Genomic DNA, 17,190 nt, shown 5'->3' with positions numbered 1-17,190 from the left:
AGGACCGCCATGACCAGACTGACCTACCGCGACGCCGGCGTGGACATTGAGGCCGGCGACGCGCTGGTGGACCGGATCAAGCCGCTGGCGCGTTCCACGAACCGGAGCGGCACGATGGGCGGCCTCGGCGGCTTCGGCGCGCTGTTCGACCTGCGCGCGGCGGGGTTCCAGGACCCCGTCCTCGTCTCCTCCACGGACGGCGTGGGCACGAAGCTGCGCCTGGCGATCGACGCGAACCACCACGCCACGGTCGGAATCGACCTCGTTGCCATGTGCGTGAACGACCTCGTGGTGCAGGGCGCGGAGCCGCTCTTCTTCCTCGACTACTTCGCCACCGGCGCGCTGGACGTGGCCCAGGCGGCCGATGTCGTCTCCGGGATCGCGGAAGGCTGCCGGCAGGCCGGCTGCGCCCTGGTGGGCGGCGAGACGGCCGAGATGCCGGGCATGTACCACAAGGGCGACTACGACCTGGCCGGCTTCTCCGTGGGTGCCGCTGAGCGCGGGGCGCTGCTGCCCTCTGGCGATGTCGGCCCAGGCGACGTGGTGCTGGGGCTCGGCGCCTCGGGCGTGCACTCCAACGGCTACTCCCTCGTGCGCCGGATCATCGAGGCGGGTCGGGAGGCGGGCGGCGCGGGCCTGACGGATGCCGCGCCCTTCGCGGACGGAAAGACACTGGGCGAGGCGCTGCTGGAGCCTACCCGCATCTACGTGAAGCCCGTGCTCGCCCTGCACCGTGCGGGGCTGGTGAAGGCCGCCGCCCACATCACGGGCGGCGGGCTGCCGGGCAACCTGCCGCGCGTTCTGCCGGAGGGGACGACGGCGGTGATCCAGGCCGGATCCTGGCCCGTGCCGCCCGTTTTCGCCTGGCTGGCCCGCACCGGCGGGGTGGAGCCGGAGGAGATGCTGCGCGTGTTCAACTGCGGCATCGGCATGTGCGTGGTGGTGGAGGCCGGGAAGGCGGAGGCCGCGATCGCTCTGCTGAAGGAGCACGGTGAGACCGCGCACCGGATCGGCGCCATCAAGGCCGGCGAAGGGCCGGAGCCCGAGGTCCGCATGGAAGGCCTCTCCGCCGCATGGCCGAACTGAAGAAGCGTGCCGCGGTCCTCATCTCCGGCCGCGGCAGCAACCTCGGCGCGCTGATCGAGGCGGCGCGCCGCCCGGACTACCCGGCCGAACTCGCCCTGGTGCTCTCCAACCGCGCGGACGCCGCCGGGCTGGACCGGGCGCGGGCGGCCGGCATCCCGACCGCCGTGGTGGAGAGCCGCCCCTTCGGCCGCGACCGCGCCGGCTTCGAGGCGGCGATGCAGAGGGTCCTGGACGGCGCCGGCATCCGGCTGATCGCCCTGGCCGGCTTCATGCGCGTGCTGACGGAGGGCTTCGTCTCCGCCTGGGACGGACGGATGCTGAACATCCACCCCAGCCTGCTGCCCGCCTTTCCCGGGCTGGACACCCACGCCCGCGCCCTTGCGGCGGGGGTGCGGCTGCACGGCTGCACCGTCCACTTCGTGACCCCCGGCGTGGACGAAGGGCCCATCATCGCCCAGGCCGCCGTGCCCGTGCTGCCGGAGGACGATGAGGCCGCCCTGGCCGCCCGCGTGCTGGCCCAGGAGCACCGGCTCTACCCCGCAGCCCTCGCCTGGGCCGCCTCGGGCGCCGCGCGGCTGGAGGGCGGGCGCGTGGTGCTGGGCACGGCGATGGCGGATGGCGCTTTCGCGAACCCCTTGCCCGGCCATTCCGGCCTGCCTACAGAAAAGGCCGCATCGCCGCCCCGGACCGGGGCCGGCCCATAAGGAGGCGGATCCATGGCCGAGGCCCAGCAGCACGTCGATTACGTCCCCGTGGAGTCGAAGGACATCCTGCCGGAGCGCCAGGCCGGCTGGGCCATGTTCACCCGCGCCGCCGCCTGGGGGATCGTGGCCGTGGTGGCCCTGCTGATCTTCATCAAGGTCTTCTTCGGCTGAGCCGCCCGGGCTGAGCCTCATGGGCTGACCCGCCGGCCGCGGCCCTGGAGCATCCCCGGCGTCCACCGCCGGTGCTTCAGGCCCATGGTCCAAAGGGCCTCGGGGGCGGCCCCGCACTTCCGGGCGCTTCGCCGCCCCGTCGCGGCCCGCCCTAGCGCCGCGGCAGGCTCAGGCCCAGGCTGCGGGCCATGTCGCCGAGATCCACGCGGCGATAGCCCTCCGGCACCCTGAAGCGCGCGGGGTCCTGCCGGCCATAGGCGACGCGCGTCGCCTCCACCCCCTCGCCCCGCTCGTTCACGCCGCGCAGCAGCACGCCGTCCGCGGTGATGCAGGCCGTGCCGCGCTGCCCCTGTTGTTCCCAGCGGTAGTTCGTGCAGCGCTCCCCGGCCTGGCTGCCCGTGCCCGCGCGGGTCAGCCGGGCCGTCTCGGCCATGCGGAGGTAGCGCGTGGACTCCTCCGGCCTCAACGGGCTGGGCGTGACCAACCGCATGGAGTCCATCACCACCTCCATCCGCCCGGTGCGCCGGTCCGCCAGCCCCCAGCCCGGAAGGGCGGAGGTCTCCACCCGCAGCAGCCCCTCCGAGGCCAGCACCGCCACGGAGAACTCCCGCGGCGCCTGGGGGGAGCGGGCGCCGAGCACGTCGTAGGTCACGGCCACGTCCCGCGTGGGGAAGGTGGCGGGGCGGCTCTGGCCCCCGGTCTGGGTCCTGGTCTGGGCCCCGGTCTGGACTCCGGTCTGGGCCACGGCTTCGGAAACCGTGGCGCCGGTTACGGCGAGCGAGAGGGCCAGGGCAGGCAGCAGGGGGCGCATCGGACCCTCCGGTTCAGGTGGGGCGGAGAGAAGGGGGCGGCGGGCCGGCCCTGCAAGGCCGGGCTCAGGCCGCGCCCGATTCCGCCAGTTCCACCGCCCGGCCGAGATCGACGGAGAGCAGCCGGGACACCCCCCTCTCCTGCATCGTCACGCCGTAGAGCCGGTGCATGCGCGCCATGGTCAGCGGGTGGTGGGTGACCACGAGGAAGCGCGTGCCGCCCTCCGTCATCGCCTCCAGCAGGGTGCAGAGGCGCTCCACATTCGCGTCGTCCAGCGGCGCGTCCACCTCGTCCAGCACGCAGACCGGGGCGGGCTGGCACTTGAAGACCGCGAAGATGAGGGAGAGCGCCGTCAACGCCTGCTCGCCACCGGAGAGCAGCGAGAGGGAGGAGAGCTTCTTCCCCGGCGGCTCGGCGTAAATCTCCAGCCCGGCCTCCAGGATGTCGTCCGAGCCCACCAGCGCCAGATGCGCCCGCCCACCGCCGAACAGGCGGGAGAACAGCGCGCGGAACTCCGAATCCACCCGCTCGAACACCGCGCGCAGGCGGTCGCGGCCCTCCCGGTTCAGGTGGCCGATGGAGCCGCGCAGCTTGGCGATGGCGTGGCCGATCTCCTCCCGGTCCTTCTCCAGGTTAACCAGCCGCCCCTCCACCTCCTCCATCTCCACCTCGGCGCGGAGATTGACGGGGCCCATCTCCTCCCGCTCCCGCGCCAGGCGCTCCGCCTTGCGGCGGGCCCTCTCCTCGGCGGTGTCGGAGAGGTCATCCGGCGGCTCGGGCAGTTCCGTGTCGGGGCCGAGCTTCTCCAGGATCCGGGTGGCGACCGCCCGCCCCTCATCCTCGGCGCGGGCGGCGGCACCGTCGGCGCGAGCCTGCGCCTCGCGGGCGGCGGCGAAGGCGGCATCGGCCAGGCGGCGGGCCTCGGCCGATTCGCGGGCCTCCGTCTCGGCCGCGTGCAGGGCAGCGGCGGCCTCCGTGTGCGCTGCCTCCACCTCGGCCAGCATGCGGGACGCGTTGGCGAGGAGGGCGGCGGCCTCCTCCGGCGCGTCGGCGGCGGCAGCGGCCTCGATCGCGGCCGCCTCCTGCCGGGCGGTCAGCTCGATCAGGCGCGCGGCGGCATCGGCGCGGCGGGAGGCCCAGGAAGCGGCCTCCTCCTCCAGCGCGGCGCGGCGGGTGGCGAGGCGCTCCGCCTCCGCGTCCAGCGCCTGACGCGCGGCACGGGCCTCCGCCTCCTCGCGCCGGGCCTCGGCCAGGGCGTTGCGGGCGGCCAGGGCGGCGTTGCGGGCCAGTTCGGGGTCGGGATTGCCCGCACCTTCCCGCTCCACCGCTTCCCGCGCGGCCTCGGCCTCGGCCTTCTGGTCGGCCAGACGGACGATCTGCGGTTCCAGCGCGGCCAGGCGGCCCTCGGCGGCGGCGGCGCGGGAGGCCAGGGCGGATCCCGCGCTGCGCGCCGCGTCCAGCCGGCCTTCCGCCTGCCGGCGCGCGTTGCGCGCGGCGTCCTCGGCGCCCGCGGCCCCGCGCAGCGCGGCGATGGCGGCATCGCGCGCGGCGCGGGCGGCGGCGGCGTCGGGCGCGGCCCCCTGGGCGGCGCGGGCGGTCTCCAGCAGCGCCTCGGCTTCGGCCCGCTCCACCTCGGCCCGCTCCAGGGCCGGGGTCAGGGCGGAGAGGCGGCTCTCCGCCATCGCGGCGCTGGCCGAGAGACGGGACGCCTCCTGCCGGGCGCAGGAGAGGCGTGATTCGGCCTCTCGCCGCGCGTTGCGGGCGGCGTTCTCGGCCGTGCTGGCGGCGGATTCGGCGGCGCGGGCGGCCTCGGCCTCGGCGCGGGCCGTCGTCAGGGCGGCCTCGGCCTCGTCCCGCGCCTTCTCCTGCGCGCGCAGGCGGTTGCGCTGGCGCAGGCGCTCGGCGCCGGGGCTGGGGGCGCTGGGATTGGCCCCCTGCCCGTCCCAGCGCCAGAAGCCGCCGTCGCGCGTCACCAGGGCCTGGCCTGGCGTCAGGGCGGGCTGCATCGCCAGTCCGCGCGCCTCGTCCTCCACCAGCCCGATCCCGGACAGGGCGCGGGCCAGCTCCGGCGGCGCCTGCACGAGGTCGGAGAGCGGCGTGGCCCCTTCCGGCAGGCGCGGCACGGGATCGAGCGGCGGCAGGGAGCGCCAGTGGCGGGGTGCCTTCGGGTCGACGGGAAGGTCCAGCCCCTCTCCCAGCGCAGCGCCCAGGGCGGCTTCGAGCCCCGGCGGCACGGCGACGGAATCGAGGATCGGCGCGGCGTTCCCGCGCTCCCCGGCCCGCAGCAGGGCGGCGAGGCCCTGGGCCTCCGCGGCGGCGCGGGCGCGGGCGGCGCCGGCCTCCGATTCGGCGGTGCGGGCGCGGCCGAGAGCGGCGGATGCGGCGGCGCGGTCCGCTTCGGCCTTGGCCAGCGCATCGGCCGCAGCCTCCGCGGCGCGGGCGGCCTCCGTCTCCTCCTTGCGGGCCGCGTCCAGCCGGTCGGCCGGGATGCAGGCGGCCTTGGCACCCTCGTGCTCCCGCTTCAGCCGCTCATGGCCCTCGGCGGCGCGGCGGGCGCGCTCCCCGGCGATGCGGGCGGCGTCGCGGGCGCGGGTTTCCTCGGCCTCGGCCTCGGCGGCGGCGCGCTTGGCCTCGGCCTCCTTCGCGGCAGCGGCGGCGCGGGCGGCCTCGGCGTTCTCGAAGCCGGCGCGGGCCTCGGCGAGGGCGGCCTCGGCGTTCGCGGCCTCGGCGGCAGCGCTGGAAAGTGCCTCGGGCGAGACGTTCGCGGCCTGGGCCTTGGCGCGCTCCTCCTCCAGCCGCGCGGCCTCGGCGGCCACGCGGCGCAGGTTCGCCTCGGCGGCGCGGCGGGCGTCCTGGAAGCGCTCGAAGGCCAGCGCGGCCTCCGAGGCCGCCTCGGCGGCGCGCTCGGCCTCCGCGTCGCGCTCGCGGGCGGTGTCCTCGGCGGCGGCGAGGCGCTCGGCGGCGGCCTCGATCCGCGCGGGCAGGCCGGCCAGGGCGCCGGCCAGTTCGCCTGCCTCGGCGTTCAGGCGGGATTCGGCCGTCTCGGCGTCGTGCACCACCGTCGCGGCATGGGCGTGGTCCGCCCCGATCTGGGCGAGGCGGCCGGTCGCCGCGTCCAGCGTGGCGCGGGCGCGTGCCTCGGCGGCGGCCAGCCCCTCGCCCTCCACCCGGCGGCGCTCCAGCGCGGTGCGGGCGGTCGCCTCGGCGGCGCGGGGGCCGGGCAGCGCCATGTCGGCGGCGTGGGCGCGGCGGGTGGCGGCCTCGGCGGCGGCCTCGGTCGCTTTGGTGGTGGCGCGGGCGGCGTCCAGCGCCTGCCGGGCGGAGAGCAGCTGCCCCTCGGCGCGCGCGGCCAGCAGGGCCATCCACTCCGCCTCCGCGGCGCGCGTCAGGCCGGAGAGGTTGCGGTAGCGCGCGGCCTGCCGGGCCTGCTTCTTCAGGCTCTCCCGCTGCCCCTCCAGCTGGGTCCGCAGGTCGTCGGCGCGGGTCAGGTTCGTCTCGGCCTGGCGCAGCTTCAGCTCTGCCTCGTGGCGGCGGGCGCGGAGGCCGGCGGTGCCCGCGGCCTCCTCCAGCACGGAACGCCGCTCCTCCGGCTTGGCGCCGATCAGCGCGGCGACCCGCCCCTGGCTGACCATGCCGGAAGCGCGCGCGCCCGATCCGATATCGGCGAAGAGGGTGGCGACGTCGCGCCCGCGCGTCTCCTTGCCGTTGATGCGGTAGCCCGTGCCCGCCCCGCGCTCGATGCGGCGGGTGATCTCCAGTTCCGCCACCTCGGCGTTCGGCGGCGGGGCGAGGCCGGCGGCCTCCTCCAGGCTCAGCGTCACCTCGGCCTGGTTGCGGCCGGCGCGGCTGGAGGTGCCGGCGAAGATGACGTCGTCCATCTCCCCGCCGCGCATGTGGCGGGCGTTGGACTCGCCCATGGCCCAGCGCAGGGCCTCCACCACGTTGGACTTGCCGCAGCCATTCGGGCCGACGATGCCCGTCAGCCCCGGCAGGACCTCGACCGTGGTCGCCTCGGCGAAGGACTTGAAGCCGGCGATGCGCAGGCGGGAGAGGACGGCCGTGCGCGGCTCGCGCGGGCCGTCATCACCGGCATCGTCGGCCTGCGCCGCGGCGTCCTGCGCTGCCTCGGCCTCGGCGCCCTGCGCCGGTGCAGCCTCGGCGTCCTGCGATGTCGGGGCCTGGGCGTCCTGCACCGCGGTGGCGGGGTGGTCCTCCCCCGCCTGGCTCTCCAGGGCCTTCGCCCCGGCCAGATCGGCGGGGTTGGTATCCATCAGCCGGCGGAGACGCCCGCCAGCTGGACGAAGCGATCGAAGGTCACCTCGCCCGGCTGGGCCTTGTTGTTGAAGATGAATGTGGGGGTGGAGCTCACGTTGAACTCCTGCTGCGCCTTCATGCGCATCTCCAGGACGCCGCGCTGCAGGGGCGTGTCCTTCAGCACCTCGTCCACCTGCGCGCGGCTCATCCCCGCCAGCGCCGCGACTTTCGCGATCTCGCCGATGTTGTCCGCGCCGCGGGCGAAGGCCCAGCGGTCCTGGGAGGAGAAGAGGGCGCCGACGAAGCCCTCGTAGCGCTCGGCCGGCAGGGCGCGGGCGACCATGGCGGCGGCGAGCGCGAGCTGGTCCAGCGGGAAGTCCCGCCACACCATCCGCACCTTGCCCGTGTCCACCAGGCGCGACTTCACCTGCGGCCAGGTGTTGTTGTGGAAGTTCGCGCAGTGGGAGCAGGTGAGGGAGAAGTACTCCACCACCGTCGCCTGCGCGCCCGCGCGGCCGGCGGCGCGCTCGCCGAGGCGCGGGTCATTCGCCGGCGTGGCCCCGGGCGTGGTCCCGGGCGCGGTTCCGGGCGCGCTCCCCTGGGCCAGAGCGAGGGAGGGCAGCAGCCCGATGGCCGGGGCGGCGAGGAGGAGGCTGCGGCGGGTCGGGATCATGAAGTCCGGGGCTCCCAGTCGTTCGGTAAGGGGTCGTGCGGCAAGGGGTCGTGCGGCAAGGGGGGCGGGGGTCGTGTCAGCGGGTTCGATAGACCCCGCGGCCCAATCTTGCCAGGGCGTCCCGCAGTTCGGGGCTACCGACCGTGTCCAGCCTGCCACGAACCGTATCGGGAAGCGGCGCCTCCGGCCGGGGCTGCGGGGCGGGCGGGCCGGGCGGGGCTTGCTGGACGAACTTCAGGGTCTGGACGGTCACGGAGCCCAGGGCGGCGTTCACCCGGCCGATGAGCTGCGGCGCCAGGTGCTGCAGCTCCATGGCGATGGGGCCGGAGCAGCCGATCGTCAGGGTGCCGCCCGTCAGGCGCCTGGGCACCGTGACCGCCGCGATGGCCGGGCCGACGATCCCGTGCCAGTCCGCCATCAGCAGGGCGCCGGCGGGGCTGCGGCGCTTGAAGGCCGGGCGGGTCAGGCGGGGGATGAAGCCGCCGAGCGGGCGCAGGCCGAGATCGGGGCGGCGCGGGTCGATCATCGCCGGGGCCGCCGGCTGTGTCCCGGCCCCCGCGATCGGCGCGGCCCGCCGCGGGCGCGGCGTTCCGGGGGGGCTGGACTTCGGCCCCGACCCGCCCTCCCCTGCCCGCGTTTTGCCTGACGCCATGAACACACCCCCGCCCGCCGGGCCCCTGCTCGCCTGGTATGACCGCCACCGCCGAACCCTTCCCTGGCGCGGCGAAGGCGATCCATACCGCATCTGGCTGTCCGAGGTGATGCTTCAGCAGACCACCGTGGCGGCGGTGGGGCCGCGCTACGCCCGCTTCCTGGCGCGCTTCCCCGATGTGGCGGCCCTGGCAGCCGCGCCGTGGGAGGATGTGGCGGCCGAATGGGCGGGGCTGGGCTACTACGCCCGCGCCCGCAACCTGCACGCGGCGGCGAAGGCCGTGGCGGCTCGGGGCGGCTTTCCGGACACGGAGGCCGGGCTGCGGGAACTGCCGGGGATCGGCGCCTACACGGCCGCCGCCGTCGCCGCCATCGCCTTCAACCGCCCCACCGTGCCGGTGGACGGGAACGTGGAGCGGGTGGTGGCGCGGCTGATGGCGATCACCGCCCCCCTGCCCGGCGCCCGCCGCCTGATCGGCCCGGTCGCGGCGCGCTTCATGGAGCAGGAGGAGCCCCGGGCGCGGCCAGGGGATTTCGTGCAGGCCCTGTTCGACCTGGGCGCCACGATCTGCACGCCGCGCCGCCCGGCCTGCGCCCTCTGCCCCTGGCGGGAGAGGTGCCGGGCGCGGCAGGACGGCATCCAGGAGAGCCTGCCCGCCAAGGCGCCGAAGGGGGCGCGCAAGCTGCGCCACGGGCTGCACTTCCTGGCGCGCGACCCCGCCGGGCGCCTGCTCCTGCGCCACCGCCCGCCGGAAGGCCTGCTGGGCGGGATGCTGGAGATTCCCGGCGCACCGTGGCGGGAGGAGCCCTGGTCGCTGGAGGAGGCCCTGCCCCACGCCCCCCTGCCTGGAATGGGCTGGGTTCTGCGCCCCGGCCTGGCGCGGCACGGCTTCACCCACATGGACCTGGACATGCGGCTGGCCGAGGCCGCCGTCCCGGCCGGGCCCGCCCCGGAGGGGATGGCGTGGATGGGGCCGGACGCCGCCCTGGCCGCCCTGCCCACCGCCATGCGCCGGCTGCTCCCCCTGGCCGCCCCCCCGCTTGCGGAGGGCGCGGGGCCCGTGGCAAGCGAGGGACCAAGGGCGCCGGGCGCCCGCAGGAGAAGGACTTCGGGATGACCGCCATCCAGCATCTCGCCGCGCGGCCGGCGCTGCGCTTCTGGGGCATGGCCCTGCTGGGCAGCGCCGCGCTGGCGGCTTCCGCGCAGGTCACCCTGCCCATGTGGCCGGTGCCGGCCACGCTCCAGACCCTGGTGGTGCTGCTGCTCGGCGCGCTCGGCGGCTCCCGCCTCGGCGCGGCGACCGTCGCGCTCTACCTCGCCGAGGGCGCGATGGGGCTTCCGGTCTTCGCCGGCGGTGCCGGCCCCGCCGCGCTGATGGGCCCGACGGCGGGCTTCCTGCTCGGCTTCATCCCGTCCGCCCTCATCGCCGGCTTCGCCGGGCGCGGCGCGCTGCGCCAGGGCACGGTGCTGACGGCGGCGCACCTGGCGGTGTTCGTGCCGGGCGTGCTGTGGCTCTCCACTTTCGTCGGGTTCGAGAAGGCCTGGATGGCCGGCTTCCTCCTCTTCGTGCCGGGCACCCTCGTGAAGACGGCGCTGGCCTTCGCGACGATGCGGGCCCTGCGGCGGGGCTGATACCCCACGCCATCGAGTGGTTCAGAGCCGCCCGCCCCGGGATCCCGGGGCGGGCGGTCTCTGTTTCAGCGGCCGGGTTCCAGCGTGAAGCCCTCGTCCAGCCAGCCCGTCACGCCGCCGATCATGATCTTTACCGGGCGCCCCAGACGGGCCAGCCGCAGTGCCGCCCGGTCCGCCCCGTTGCAGTGCGGCCCGGCGCAGTAGACGACGAAGAGCGTCCCCTCCGGCCACTCCGCCATGCGCGCCGCCTCCATCTCCCGGTGCGGCAGGTTCAGCGCGCCGGGGACATGGCCGCGGGCGAAGGCGTTGGGGCCGCGCACGTCCAGCAGCACGAATCCCGGATCGCCTTCCGCAATGGCGGCCTGCACGTCGGCGCAATCGGTCTCCATGGAGAGGCGGCGGGCGAAGTGGGCCTCCGCCTCGGTGCTGGCGGCGGCGGGGATGGCGGTGACGGCATTGGTCATGGTTGTGGCTCCTTCCGCACGCAGACTGCCCGGAGGCGCGTTGCGCTGGAGAGTGGCACGAAGGACGATTATCGTCGGGATCGTGCCAAAGACGCCGCGCCCCTCCCCGCCCGAGAACCCCCTTGTCGTCGCCCTGGCCTATGACGGGCTCTGCACCTTCGAGTACGGCGTGGCGGTGGAGGTTTTCGCCCTGCCGCGGCCGGAGATGGGGCCGGGCTGGTACCGCTTCGCCACCGCCGCGGTTGAGCCGGGCCCGCTGCGCGCGATGGGCGGGCTGCTCGTCACCGCCGATGGCGGGATGGAGCTGCTGGCACAGGCGGGCACGGTGATCGTGCCGGGCTGGCGCGGCGCCGATGCCCCGGTGCCGCCCGCGCTGCTGGAGGCGCTGCACGCGGCCCATGGGCGGGGCGCGCGGATCCTCTCCCTCTGCTCCGGCGCCTTCGTGCTGGCGGCCGCGGGGCTGCTGGATGGCGGGCGGGCGACGACGCACTGGCGCTACGCCGAAACCCTGGCCGTGCGCTACCCGGCGGTGACGGTGGCGCCGGACGTGCTCTACGTCGATTCCGGCCGGGTGCTGACGGCGGCGGGCACGGCGGCGGGGATCGATCTCTGCCTCCACCTCATCCGCCGCGACCACGGGGCGGAGGCGGCGAACAAGGTGGCACGCCGGCTGGTCGTGCCGCCGCACCGGGAGGGCGGGCAGGCCCAGTTCATCGAACGGCCCGTGCCCTCGGCGCGGGAGGGATCGCGGCTGTCCCCGCTTCTGGACCGGATGCGGACCCAGGCCGGGGAATCCTGGCCGGTGGATCGCATGGCGGCGGAAGCGGGGATGAGCCGGCGCAGCCTCATCCGCCGCTTCCGGGCCGCGACGGGCGAGACGCCGGCCGCCTGGCTGGCCGCCGCGCGGCTGGCCCGGGCGCGGGACCTGCTGGAGACGACCGGCCTCGGGATCGAAGCGGTGGCGGAAGGGTGCGGGCTCGGCTCCGCCGCCGCGCTGCGGGCGGGGTTCCGCGCCCGGTTCGGCCTCGCGCCCTCCGCCTGGCGGGCGCGCTTCCGGGGCGAGGTCAGCCCAGGGCCGACGCCTCCACGCCCAGCCGCGCCGCGTGGCCGCGCAGGGCCTCCGCCAGCGCCGGGGGCACCGGAACCCCTTCCCTCTCCGCCCGCGCGATGAGGCGGGCGGCCTTCTCGCCGGGCAGGCGCACGGGGGCCTCCGGGTCGATCGCCGGGTTGGCGTGGATGCGGTCCGCCAGGAAATCCATCTGGGCGACGAAGGCGTCCCGGCCGGCGAAGGCCTCGGGATCGAGGAGCTGGAGGAAGACGTTGGCCCCCCAGCGCGTCGGCGCCTCCTTCCGGCCGTGGCCGGCCAGGCCGCCCGTCAGCGCCTCTACCATCAGCGCCAGGCCGAAGCCCTTGTGCCCGGCATCGGTCCCGCCCAGCAGCATGAGGCTGCCGCGCGCTTCCCCGCCTTCCACCACGGAGGGGTCGCGGCTCGGCCGCCCCTCGTGGTCCAGCACCCAGGGGTTGTCGAAGTGCTGCCCGGCCGCCGCCTTCTCCCGCGTCATGGAGAGGGAGGTGATGGAGGAGGAAATGTCCACCAGCACCGGGAATTCCGTGGCGGGGAAGCCGATGGCGAAGGGGTTGGGGCTGAACAGCCCCTCCTTCCCGCCGAAGGGCGCGACGATCTTCGTGTGCGGCCCGGAGGAAGCGATGATCGCCATGAGGCCGCGATCCGTCGCCCCCTTCGCCAGGGCGGCGAGGCAGCCGATGTGGTGGCTCTTGCGCATCGCGAGCGTGAAGGTGCCGTGCTGCGCCACCCGCTCAAAGCCGAGGCGCATCGCGCGGTCCATCAGCCAGAGGCCGGGCCGGTAGCCGCCGTCCCAGACCACCGTGCCGCCGGTGTCGCGCAGCACCTCCGGTTCGCCGCGCCCCTCCATCAGCCCGCGCTCCACCTGGTCCAGGTAGGCGGGCACCTGGGCGAGGCCGTGGGTGCGGCGGCCCATCATGTCCGTCAGCACGAGGAGGCGGGCGGTGCCCTCCGCCTTCTCCGGGTCCAGCCCCGCCGCCGCGAACAGTGCGGCGGCGAGGCGCGTCAGCTCCGCCGGTGGGCGGAGAAGCTCCTGCGGCACCCCTTACTCGGCCCGGATGTTGTTGGCCTGCACGATGCGCCCGAAGGCGGGGGTGCTGCGGGTCAGCCACTCGCGGAAGGCCTCCGGCCCGTCCGTGCGGGCCTCGGCGCCCAGCTCCTTGAAGCGGGTGGCGATGGCGGGGACGGCCACCACTTGGCGCAGCGCGGCGTGCAGCTTCTCCACCAGGGGCCGGGGCGTGTTGCCCTGGACCATGATGCCCTGCCAGGTGCCGGAATCCTGCATGGGCCAGCCCAGCTCCTTGAAGGTCGGCACGTCCGGCAGCCCCTCCAGCCGGTGCTCGCCGGAGACGGCGATGCCGCGCATCTGGTTGTTCTTCACGAAGGGGATGGTGGCCGTGGCGCCGTTGACGATCAGGTCCGCCTCACCGGTCGTCACCGCCAGCAGCGCCGGCGCGCCGCCGCGGTAGGGAACCTGGGTGAAGTTCCCGCCGAGGAAGGTGCCGAGCTCCGCGGAGGTGAGGTGCGTCAGGCTGCCCACGCCGGCATTCGCGACGTTCAGCCCCGGGTTGGCCTTGGCATAGGCCGCGAAGGTGGCGGCATCGCGCACCGGCAGCGCCGTCTTCGTCGCCAGCAGGTAGGGCGCGTAGATCAGCATGGAGACGGGCGCGAGGTCTTTCTGCACGTCGAAGGGCATGCGCGGGAAGAGCGAGGGGTTGATGGCGAGGGTGGAGACATCCATCAGCAGCAGCGTGTGGCCGTCCGGCGCGCTCTTCGCCACGGCGTCCGCGCCGATGTTGCCGGCGGCGCCCGCGCGGTTCTCGATCACGACGGTCTGGCCGAGGATGCGCGTCATCTCCGGCGCGATCAGCCGGGCCAGGATGTCGCTGGTGCCGCCCGGCGCGTTCGGCACGATGATGCGGATGGTGCGCTCGAAGCCCGCCGTCGTCCCCGGGGCAGTTCCAGGGGCAGTTCCTTGGGCCCGCACGGCCGGGGAGGCGAGGGCCGGAAGCGCCGTGCCGGCCAGGACGGCGCGCATGAGGTCGCGGCGGTTCATCTCGTTCGTTCCCACTCGGTTGTCCGGGCCCCTATGGACCCGTTGCGGCCGCAGACTGGCGGGGGCGACCAATGCTTGTCCAAGCTTGAATGCAGATCGTTCGATCCACAAACTGGATCAATGTTCGAACTCGGCCAGCTCCGCTGCTTCGTCGCCGTCGCGGAGGAGCTGCATTTCCGCCGCGCCGCCGCCCGGCTGAACATGACCCAGCCCCCCCTCTCCCGGCAGATCCAGATGCTGGAGCAGGAGCTGGGCTTTCCCCTGTTCCTGCGCAGCAGCCGGGCGGTCCGGCTGACGCCGGCGGGGGCGGTGTTCCTAGACCAGGCGCGCAACCTGCTGCGGATGGCGGAGGGCGCGGCGCAGGAGGCGCTTCGGGTGGCGCGGGGCGAGACCGGCAGCCTGACGATCGGCTTCACCGCCGCCTCTAGCTACGCCGCGCTGCCCCGGCTGGTGGCGCTGGTCCGCGCGGGCGCGCCGGGGATCGAGCTGAACCTCCGGGAGATGGTGACGGGCGAGCAGTGGACGGCGCTGCGCGCGGGCGCGATCGACCTGGGCCTGCTGCGCCCGCCCGCCCACGGCCTCCCCTTCCTGCGGCTGGAGCGTGAGGCGCTGCTGCTGGCCCTGCCCCGCGCGCACCCGTTGGCAGGAGAGGAGGCGGTGGACCCGGCGGTGCTGGAGGGCCAGCCGCTCATCACCTACCCGCCCCTGGATGGGCGATACCTGCACGATCTCGTCCTCTCCGTGCTCCGGCTCTCCGGCGTGGCGCCGGGGCGGGTGCAGCACGTCAGCCAGACCCACTCCATCCTCGCCCTGGTGGGCGCTGGGATCGGCCTCGCGCTGGTGCCGCAGGCGGCGGAGCGGTTCCGGCCCGTGGACGTGGTGCTGCGCCCGCTGCGCGGCACGCCGCCGCTCCTGGCGGAGCTGATCCTGACCTGGCCGGAGGCGGGGAACCCCGTGCTGGAGGCCGTGCTGGCGGTGCTGCGGCGGGAATGGGCCGAGCCAGCCCGGGGCACGCCACGGACCTGACCAGGATGCGCGGAGGCGGGGAGAAGCGGACCGTCGGAAGACGGTTCGGGTCGCCGCAACCCGGCCAGCCCCGTCCCGTTCACCAACGGCGTCTCCGACGGACACAGGGCAGGTGCCGCGCCCCGCCGGATCGGATCGGATCGGGACACGAGGGAATCCACCGTGGCTGTCATCTCCGCGCCAGGGCCAGCAAGGCCGCTGCATCCCTTGCACGCGATCCTGCTCGCCTTCCCCTTCCCGCTCTTCCTCGGGGCACTGCTCAGCGATTTCGCCTACCGGTCGAGCTTCCAGGTGCAGTGGTTCAACTTCTCATCCTGGCTCATCGCCGGCGGCCTGGTCGGCGGCGGCTTCGCCATGCTCTGGGCCCTGGTGAAGCTGATCCGGAGCGGAGCGGCACGGAGGAAGCGCGCGGCGATCTACTTCGTCGTTCTTCTCGTCATGTGGGTGCTCGGCCTCGTCAACGCGCTCGTCCACGCGAAGGACGCCTTCGCCATCATGCCGGAGGCGCTCTACCTGTCCTCCGTCACGACGGCTCTCGCGCTCGTCGCGGCCTGGATCGGCTACTCGGGCTATCAATCGAGGGAGGCGGCATGATGCGCGCAGCTCTTCTGGCCGGCGTCGCGGCCCTTGCCCTCACCGCCTGCGACGGCGACCCCGCCCCGCAGCAGCACGGCGCCAGCCCGAACCTCCCCGCACCGCATCGCGGCCTGCTGCCGGACATGACGATCCCCCGGCCGGCGGCCTGGGGGAACGACCGCCCGACCGTGCCGCAGGGCTACACGATCCAGCCCATCGCCACGGATCTCCGCATCCCCCGCCAGCCCTACGTGCTTCCCAACGGCGACATCCTCGTCACCGAGGGGACGGGCGGCCAGGCCGCGCCCCGCCTGAACCCCAAGGCCTTCATCGCGGGCATCATCAAGAGCTGGGGCCGGACCTCCGTGGCGGGCGGCAACCGCCTGACGCTGCTGCGCGACGCCGACGGCGACGGCACCTACGAGACCCGGAGCGTCTTCGCGGAGAACCTGAACGGCCCCTACGGCCTCGCCCTGATCGGCAACGCCCTCTACGTCGCCAACCAGGACGCGCTGGTGCGCTTCGACTACCGGGAGGGGCAGACCGTGGCGAGCGGGCCGCCGACGCTGGTGACGAACCTGCCCTCGGCGATCAACCACCACTGGACGAAGGCGATGGCCGCCAGCGCCGATGGCCGGTTCCTCTATGTCGGCATTGGCTCCAACAGCAACATCACCGAGCGCGGGATGGAGGCCGAGGTCGATCGGGCCATGGTGTGGCAGATCGATCCGCAGACCGGCGCGCACAGGCCCTACGCGACCGGCCTTCGCAATCCCACGGCGCTGGCCGTCCAGCCGGGCACGGGCCAGCTCTACGCCGTGGTGAATGAGCGCGACGAGATCGGCCCCGACCTCGTGCCGGACTACCTGACCTCGGTGCGGGAAGGCGGCTTCTACGGCTGGCCCTACAGCTACTGGGGCCAGAACGTGGACACGCGGGCGCAGCCCCAGAACCCGGAGCGCGTCGCCGCGGCGATCCGCCCGGACTACGCGCTCGGCGCGCATGTGGCGGCGCTCGGCGTGGCCTTCTCCAACCCTTCGATGGGCACGAACTTCACGGAGGGCGTGTTCGTCGGCCAGCACGGGAGTTGGAACCGCAACGTGCCGGTCGGCTACAAGGTCGTCTTCGTGCCGTTCCGCGAGGGCCGGCCGGCCGGTGATCCGATCGACTTCGTGTCCGGCTTCCTGAACGCGGAGGGGAACGCGCGCGGCCGTCCGGTCGGGGTGTCGGTGGACCCGCGCGGCGCACTGATCGTGGCGGACGACCTGTCGAATACGGTCTGGAGGATCACGGCGGCCCGGTGACGCCGCGGCCCTTCGAAGGGCCGCGGCTGCAGGTCAGCTCCGCGGGCTGCTTCAGGTGCGCAGACCCGATGCCGGGGTGCCATCCTGCATCCCGAGGCCGCGGAACGCCTGGAGGATGGCGGCCGCGAGCACGCCGGCCGCAACCGGCTCCGCCGGGTTGAAGAGGGACACCCTCACCTTCATGAACCGCCCCCTCAGGACGGTGACGCAGACGCTGTCGCCCGTGGGCGTGCCGTCGCGCTGGATGATGGAGTAGTTCAGGCAGCGCAGATCGGCCGGTGCTCCCCGCTGGCCCAGCTCGATCGCGGTGCTGAACTTCACCGAACGGTAGAGGCCGGTCCTGATGGCCGCGTTCAGCTCCGCGGTTGTCGCCCGCAGCTCCTCCGGCACGTCCGGGCTTGCGGCGCCTTCCGGCGCACGGGGTCGGCCACGATCGTAGATGTAGACGGTCGCCACCGTGCGCTCGCCGTTCGAGGCAGCGTAGCGGACGCCGGCGCCGAGGCCCGCGCCCCCGGGCTGCGCCTCGAAGTCGAGGACGTCGCCGGTGCGGCGAAAGGTGTCGAACTCGGCCGGCAACGCCCGGGCTTCCTCGAGCGGCGTCGGCCGGGAGGCCGGGGCGGGTACGCCGCCCGGCCCACCCGCCCCGGCGCAGCCCGCCAGCAGCAACAGCGTGAGAGAGACTGGAAGGAAGCGCATCA

At 74.9% G+C, this 17,190-nt stretch carries 17 protein-coding genes; 9 read left to right on the top strand and 8 right to left on the bottom strand.

Annotation, left to right across the window (positions count from 1 at the left end; all coding sequences use genetic code 11):
- The first annotated feature begins 9 nt into the window (after positions 1–9).
- The 3 genes from purM to VQH23_RS13980 are packed head-to-tail and all read left to right on the top strand — an operon-like array spanning position 10 to position 1,961.
- A complete protein-coding gene (purM, locus tag VQH23_RS13990) occupies positions 10–1,086 on the top strand; it encodes a phosphoribosylformylglycinamidine cyclo-ligase (RefSeq protein WP_338661349.1) in 1,077 nt (358 codons plus the stop codon).
- Entirely contained in the window at positions 1,074–1,790 is a 717-nt protein-coding gene (gene purN, locus VQH23_RS13985; protein WP_338661348.1) for a phosphoribosylglycinamide formyltransferase, read from the top strand. Before purM ends, purN begins: the two co-directional genes overlap by 13 nt.
- 12 nt (positions 1,791–1,802) lie before the next feature.
- Positions 1,803–1,961: a preprotein translocase subunit SecE gene (locus tag VQH23_RS13980; RefSeq protein ID WP_338661347.1), complete on the top strand. Its 159-nt coding sequence runs from the start codon at positions 1,803–1,805 to the stop codon at positions 1,959–1,961.
- 151 nt (positions 1,962–2,112) lie between these two features.
- Here VQH23_RS13980 and VQH23_RS13975 read toward each other — a convergent pair whose 3' ends face one another.
- The 4 genes from VQH23_RS13975 to VQH23_RS13960 all read right to left on the bottom strand — a co-directional run bounded on the left by VQH23_RS13975 (position 2,113) and on the right by VQH23_RS13960 (position 8,224).
- The gene (locus VQH23_RS13975) at positions 2,113–2,772 is read right to left on the bottom strand and encodes a hypothetical protein (RefSeq protein WP_338661346.1); all 660 of its coding nucleotides are present in this window, start codon (positions 2,770–2,772) and stop codon (positions 2,113–2,115) included.
- A gap of 64 nt (positions 2,773–2,836) precedes the next feature.
- A complete protein-coding gene (locus tag VQH23_RS13970) occupies positions 2,837–7,042 on the bottom strand; it encodes an AAA family ATPase (protein ID WP_338661345.1) in 4,206 nt (1,401 codons plus the stop codon).
- On the bottom strand, positions 7,042–7,698 hold the full coding sequence (locus VQH23_RS13965) for a thioredoxin domain-containing protein (protein ID WP_338661344.1): 657 nt from the start codon (positions 7,696–7,698) through the stop codon (positions 7,042–7,044). Before VQH23_RS13965 ends, VQH23_RS13970 begins: the two co-directional genes overlap by 1 nt.
- A gap of 76 nt (positions 7,699–7,774) precedes the next feature.
- Positions 7,775–8,224 carry a DUF721 domain-containing protein gene (locus VQH23_RS13960; protein WP_338661343.1) on the bottom strand — a complete coding sequence of 150 codons (450 nt, stop codon included), beginning with the start codon at positions 8,222–8,224 and terminating at the stop codon, positions 7,775–7,777.
- Positions 8,225–8,348: 124 nt separating this feature from the next.
- On the opposite strand from VQH23_RS13960, the gene VQH23_RS13955 reads away from it, so the two are divergent.
- On the top strand, positions 8,349–9,467 hold the full coding sequence (locus VQH23_RS13955) for an A/G-specific adenine glycosylase (protein ID WP_338661342.1): 1,119 nt from the start codon (positions 8,349–8,351) through the stop codon (positions 9,465–9,467).
- Positions 9,464–9,982: a biotin transporter BioY gene (locus tag VQH23_RS13950; protein ID WP_338661341.1), complete on the top strand. Its 519-nt coding sequence runs from the start codon at positions 9,464–9,466 to the stop codon at positions 9,980–9,982. Before VQH23_RS13955 ends, VQH23_RS13950 begins: the two co-directional genes overlap by 4 nt.
- 65 nt (positions 9,983–10,047) lie before the next feature.
- On the opposite strand, the gene VQH23_RS13945 is transcribed toward VQH23_RS13950, so the two are convergent.
- On the bottom strand, positions 10,048–10,446 hold the full coding sequence (locus tag VQH23_RS13945; protein WP_338661340.1) for a rhodanese-like domain-containing protein: 399 nt from the start codon (positions 10,444–10,446) through the stop codon (positions 10,048–10,050).
- A gap of 82 nt (positions 10,447–10,528) precedes the next feature.
- Between VQH23_RS13945 and ftrA the strand changes: the two genes are divergently transcribed.
- Positions 10,529–11,617 carry a transcriptional regulator FtrA gene (gene ftrA / locus VQH23_RS13940; protein ID WP_338661339.1) on the top strand — a complete coding sequence of 363 codons (1,089 nt, stop codon included), beginning with the start codon at positions 10,529–10,531 and terminating at the stop codon, positions 11,615–11,617.
- Here the strand turns inward: ftrA and VQH23_RS13935 are convergent.
- Both VQH23_RS13935 and VQH23_RS13930 read right to left on the bottom strand, forming a co-directional pair.
- Positions 11,511–12,572 carry an Ldh family oxidoreductase gene (locus VQH23_RS13935; protein WP_338661338.1) on the bottom strand — a complete coding sequence of 354 codons (1,062 nt, stop codon included), beginning with the start codon at positions 12,570–12,572 and terminating at the stop codon, positions 11,511–11,513. The two genes, ftrA and VQH23_RS13935, sit on opposite strands and share 107 nt — an antisense overlap.
- A gap of 3 nt (positions 12,573–12,575) precedes the next feature.
- Positions 12,576–13,586, bottom strand: a complete 1,011-nt coding sequence (locus VQH23_RS13930) for a tripartite tricarboxylate transporter substrate binding protein (protein WP_338661337.1) — start codon at positions 13,584–13,586, stop codon at positions 12,576–12,578.
- A 120-nt stretch (positions 13,587–13,706) separates the two neighbouring features.
- Between VQH23_RS13930 and VQH23_RS13925 the strand changes: the two genes are divergently transcribed.
- From VQH23_RS13925 to VQH23_RS13915, 3 genes are all read left to right on the top strand, one after another.
- A complete protein-coding gene (locus VQH23_RS13925) occupies positions 13,707–14,612 on the top strand; it encodes a LysR substrate-binding domain-containing protein (RefSeq protein ID WP_338661336.1) in 906 nt (301 codons plus the stop codon).
- A gap of 207 nt (positions 14,613–14,819) precedes the next feature.
- Positions 14,820–15,206, top strand: coding sequence for a DUF2231 domain-containing protein (locus VQH23_RS13920; protein ID WP_338661335.1), 387 nt, complete (start codon positions 14,820–14,822; stop codon positions 15,204–15,206).
- Positions 15,203–16,492 (top strand): sorbosone dehydrogenase family protein, encoded by a 1,290-nt coding sequence (locus VQH23_RS13915; RefSeq protein WP_338661334.1) that lies wholly within the window; start codon positions 15,203–15,205, stop codon positions 16,490–16,492. The genes VQH23_RS13920 and VQH23_RS13915 overlap by 4 nt, the downstream gene beginning before the upstream one ends.
- A 51-nt stretch (positions 16,493–16,543) precedes the next feature.
- Here VQH23_RS13915 and VQH23_RS13910 read toward each other — a convergent pair whose 3' ends face one another.
- Positions 16,544–17,188: a hypothetical protein gene (locus VQH23_RS13910; protein WP_338661333.1), complete on the bottom strand. Its 645-nt coding sequence runs from the start codon at positions 17,186–17,188 to the stop codon at positions 16,544–16,546.
- Between the last annotated feature and the right edge of the window lie 2 nt (positions 17,189–17,190).

Origin of the sequence: Pararoseomonas sp. SCSIO 73927 (assembly GCF_037040815.1) — a bacterium.
Taxonomy (GTDB): Bacteria; Pseudomonadota; Alphaproteobacteria; order Acetobacterales; family Acetobacteraceae; genus Roseomonas.
The sequence above is the reverse complement of the archived record's forward strand: the minus strand, read 5'-3'. Positions and strand labels throughout refer to the sequence as shown.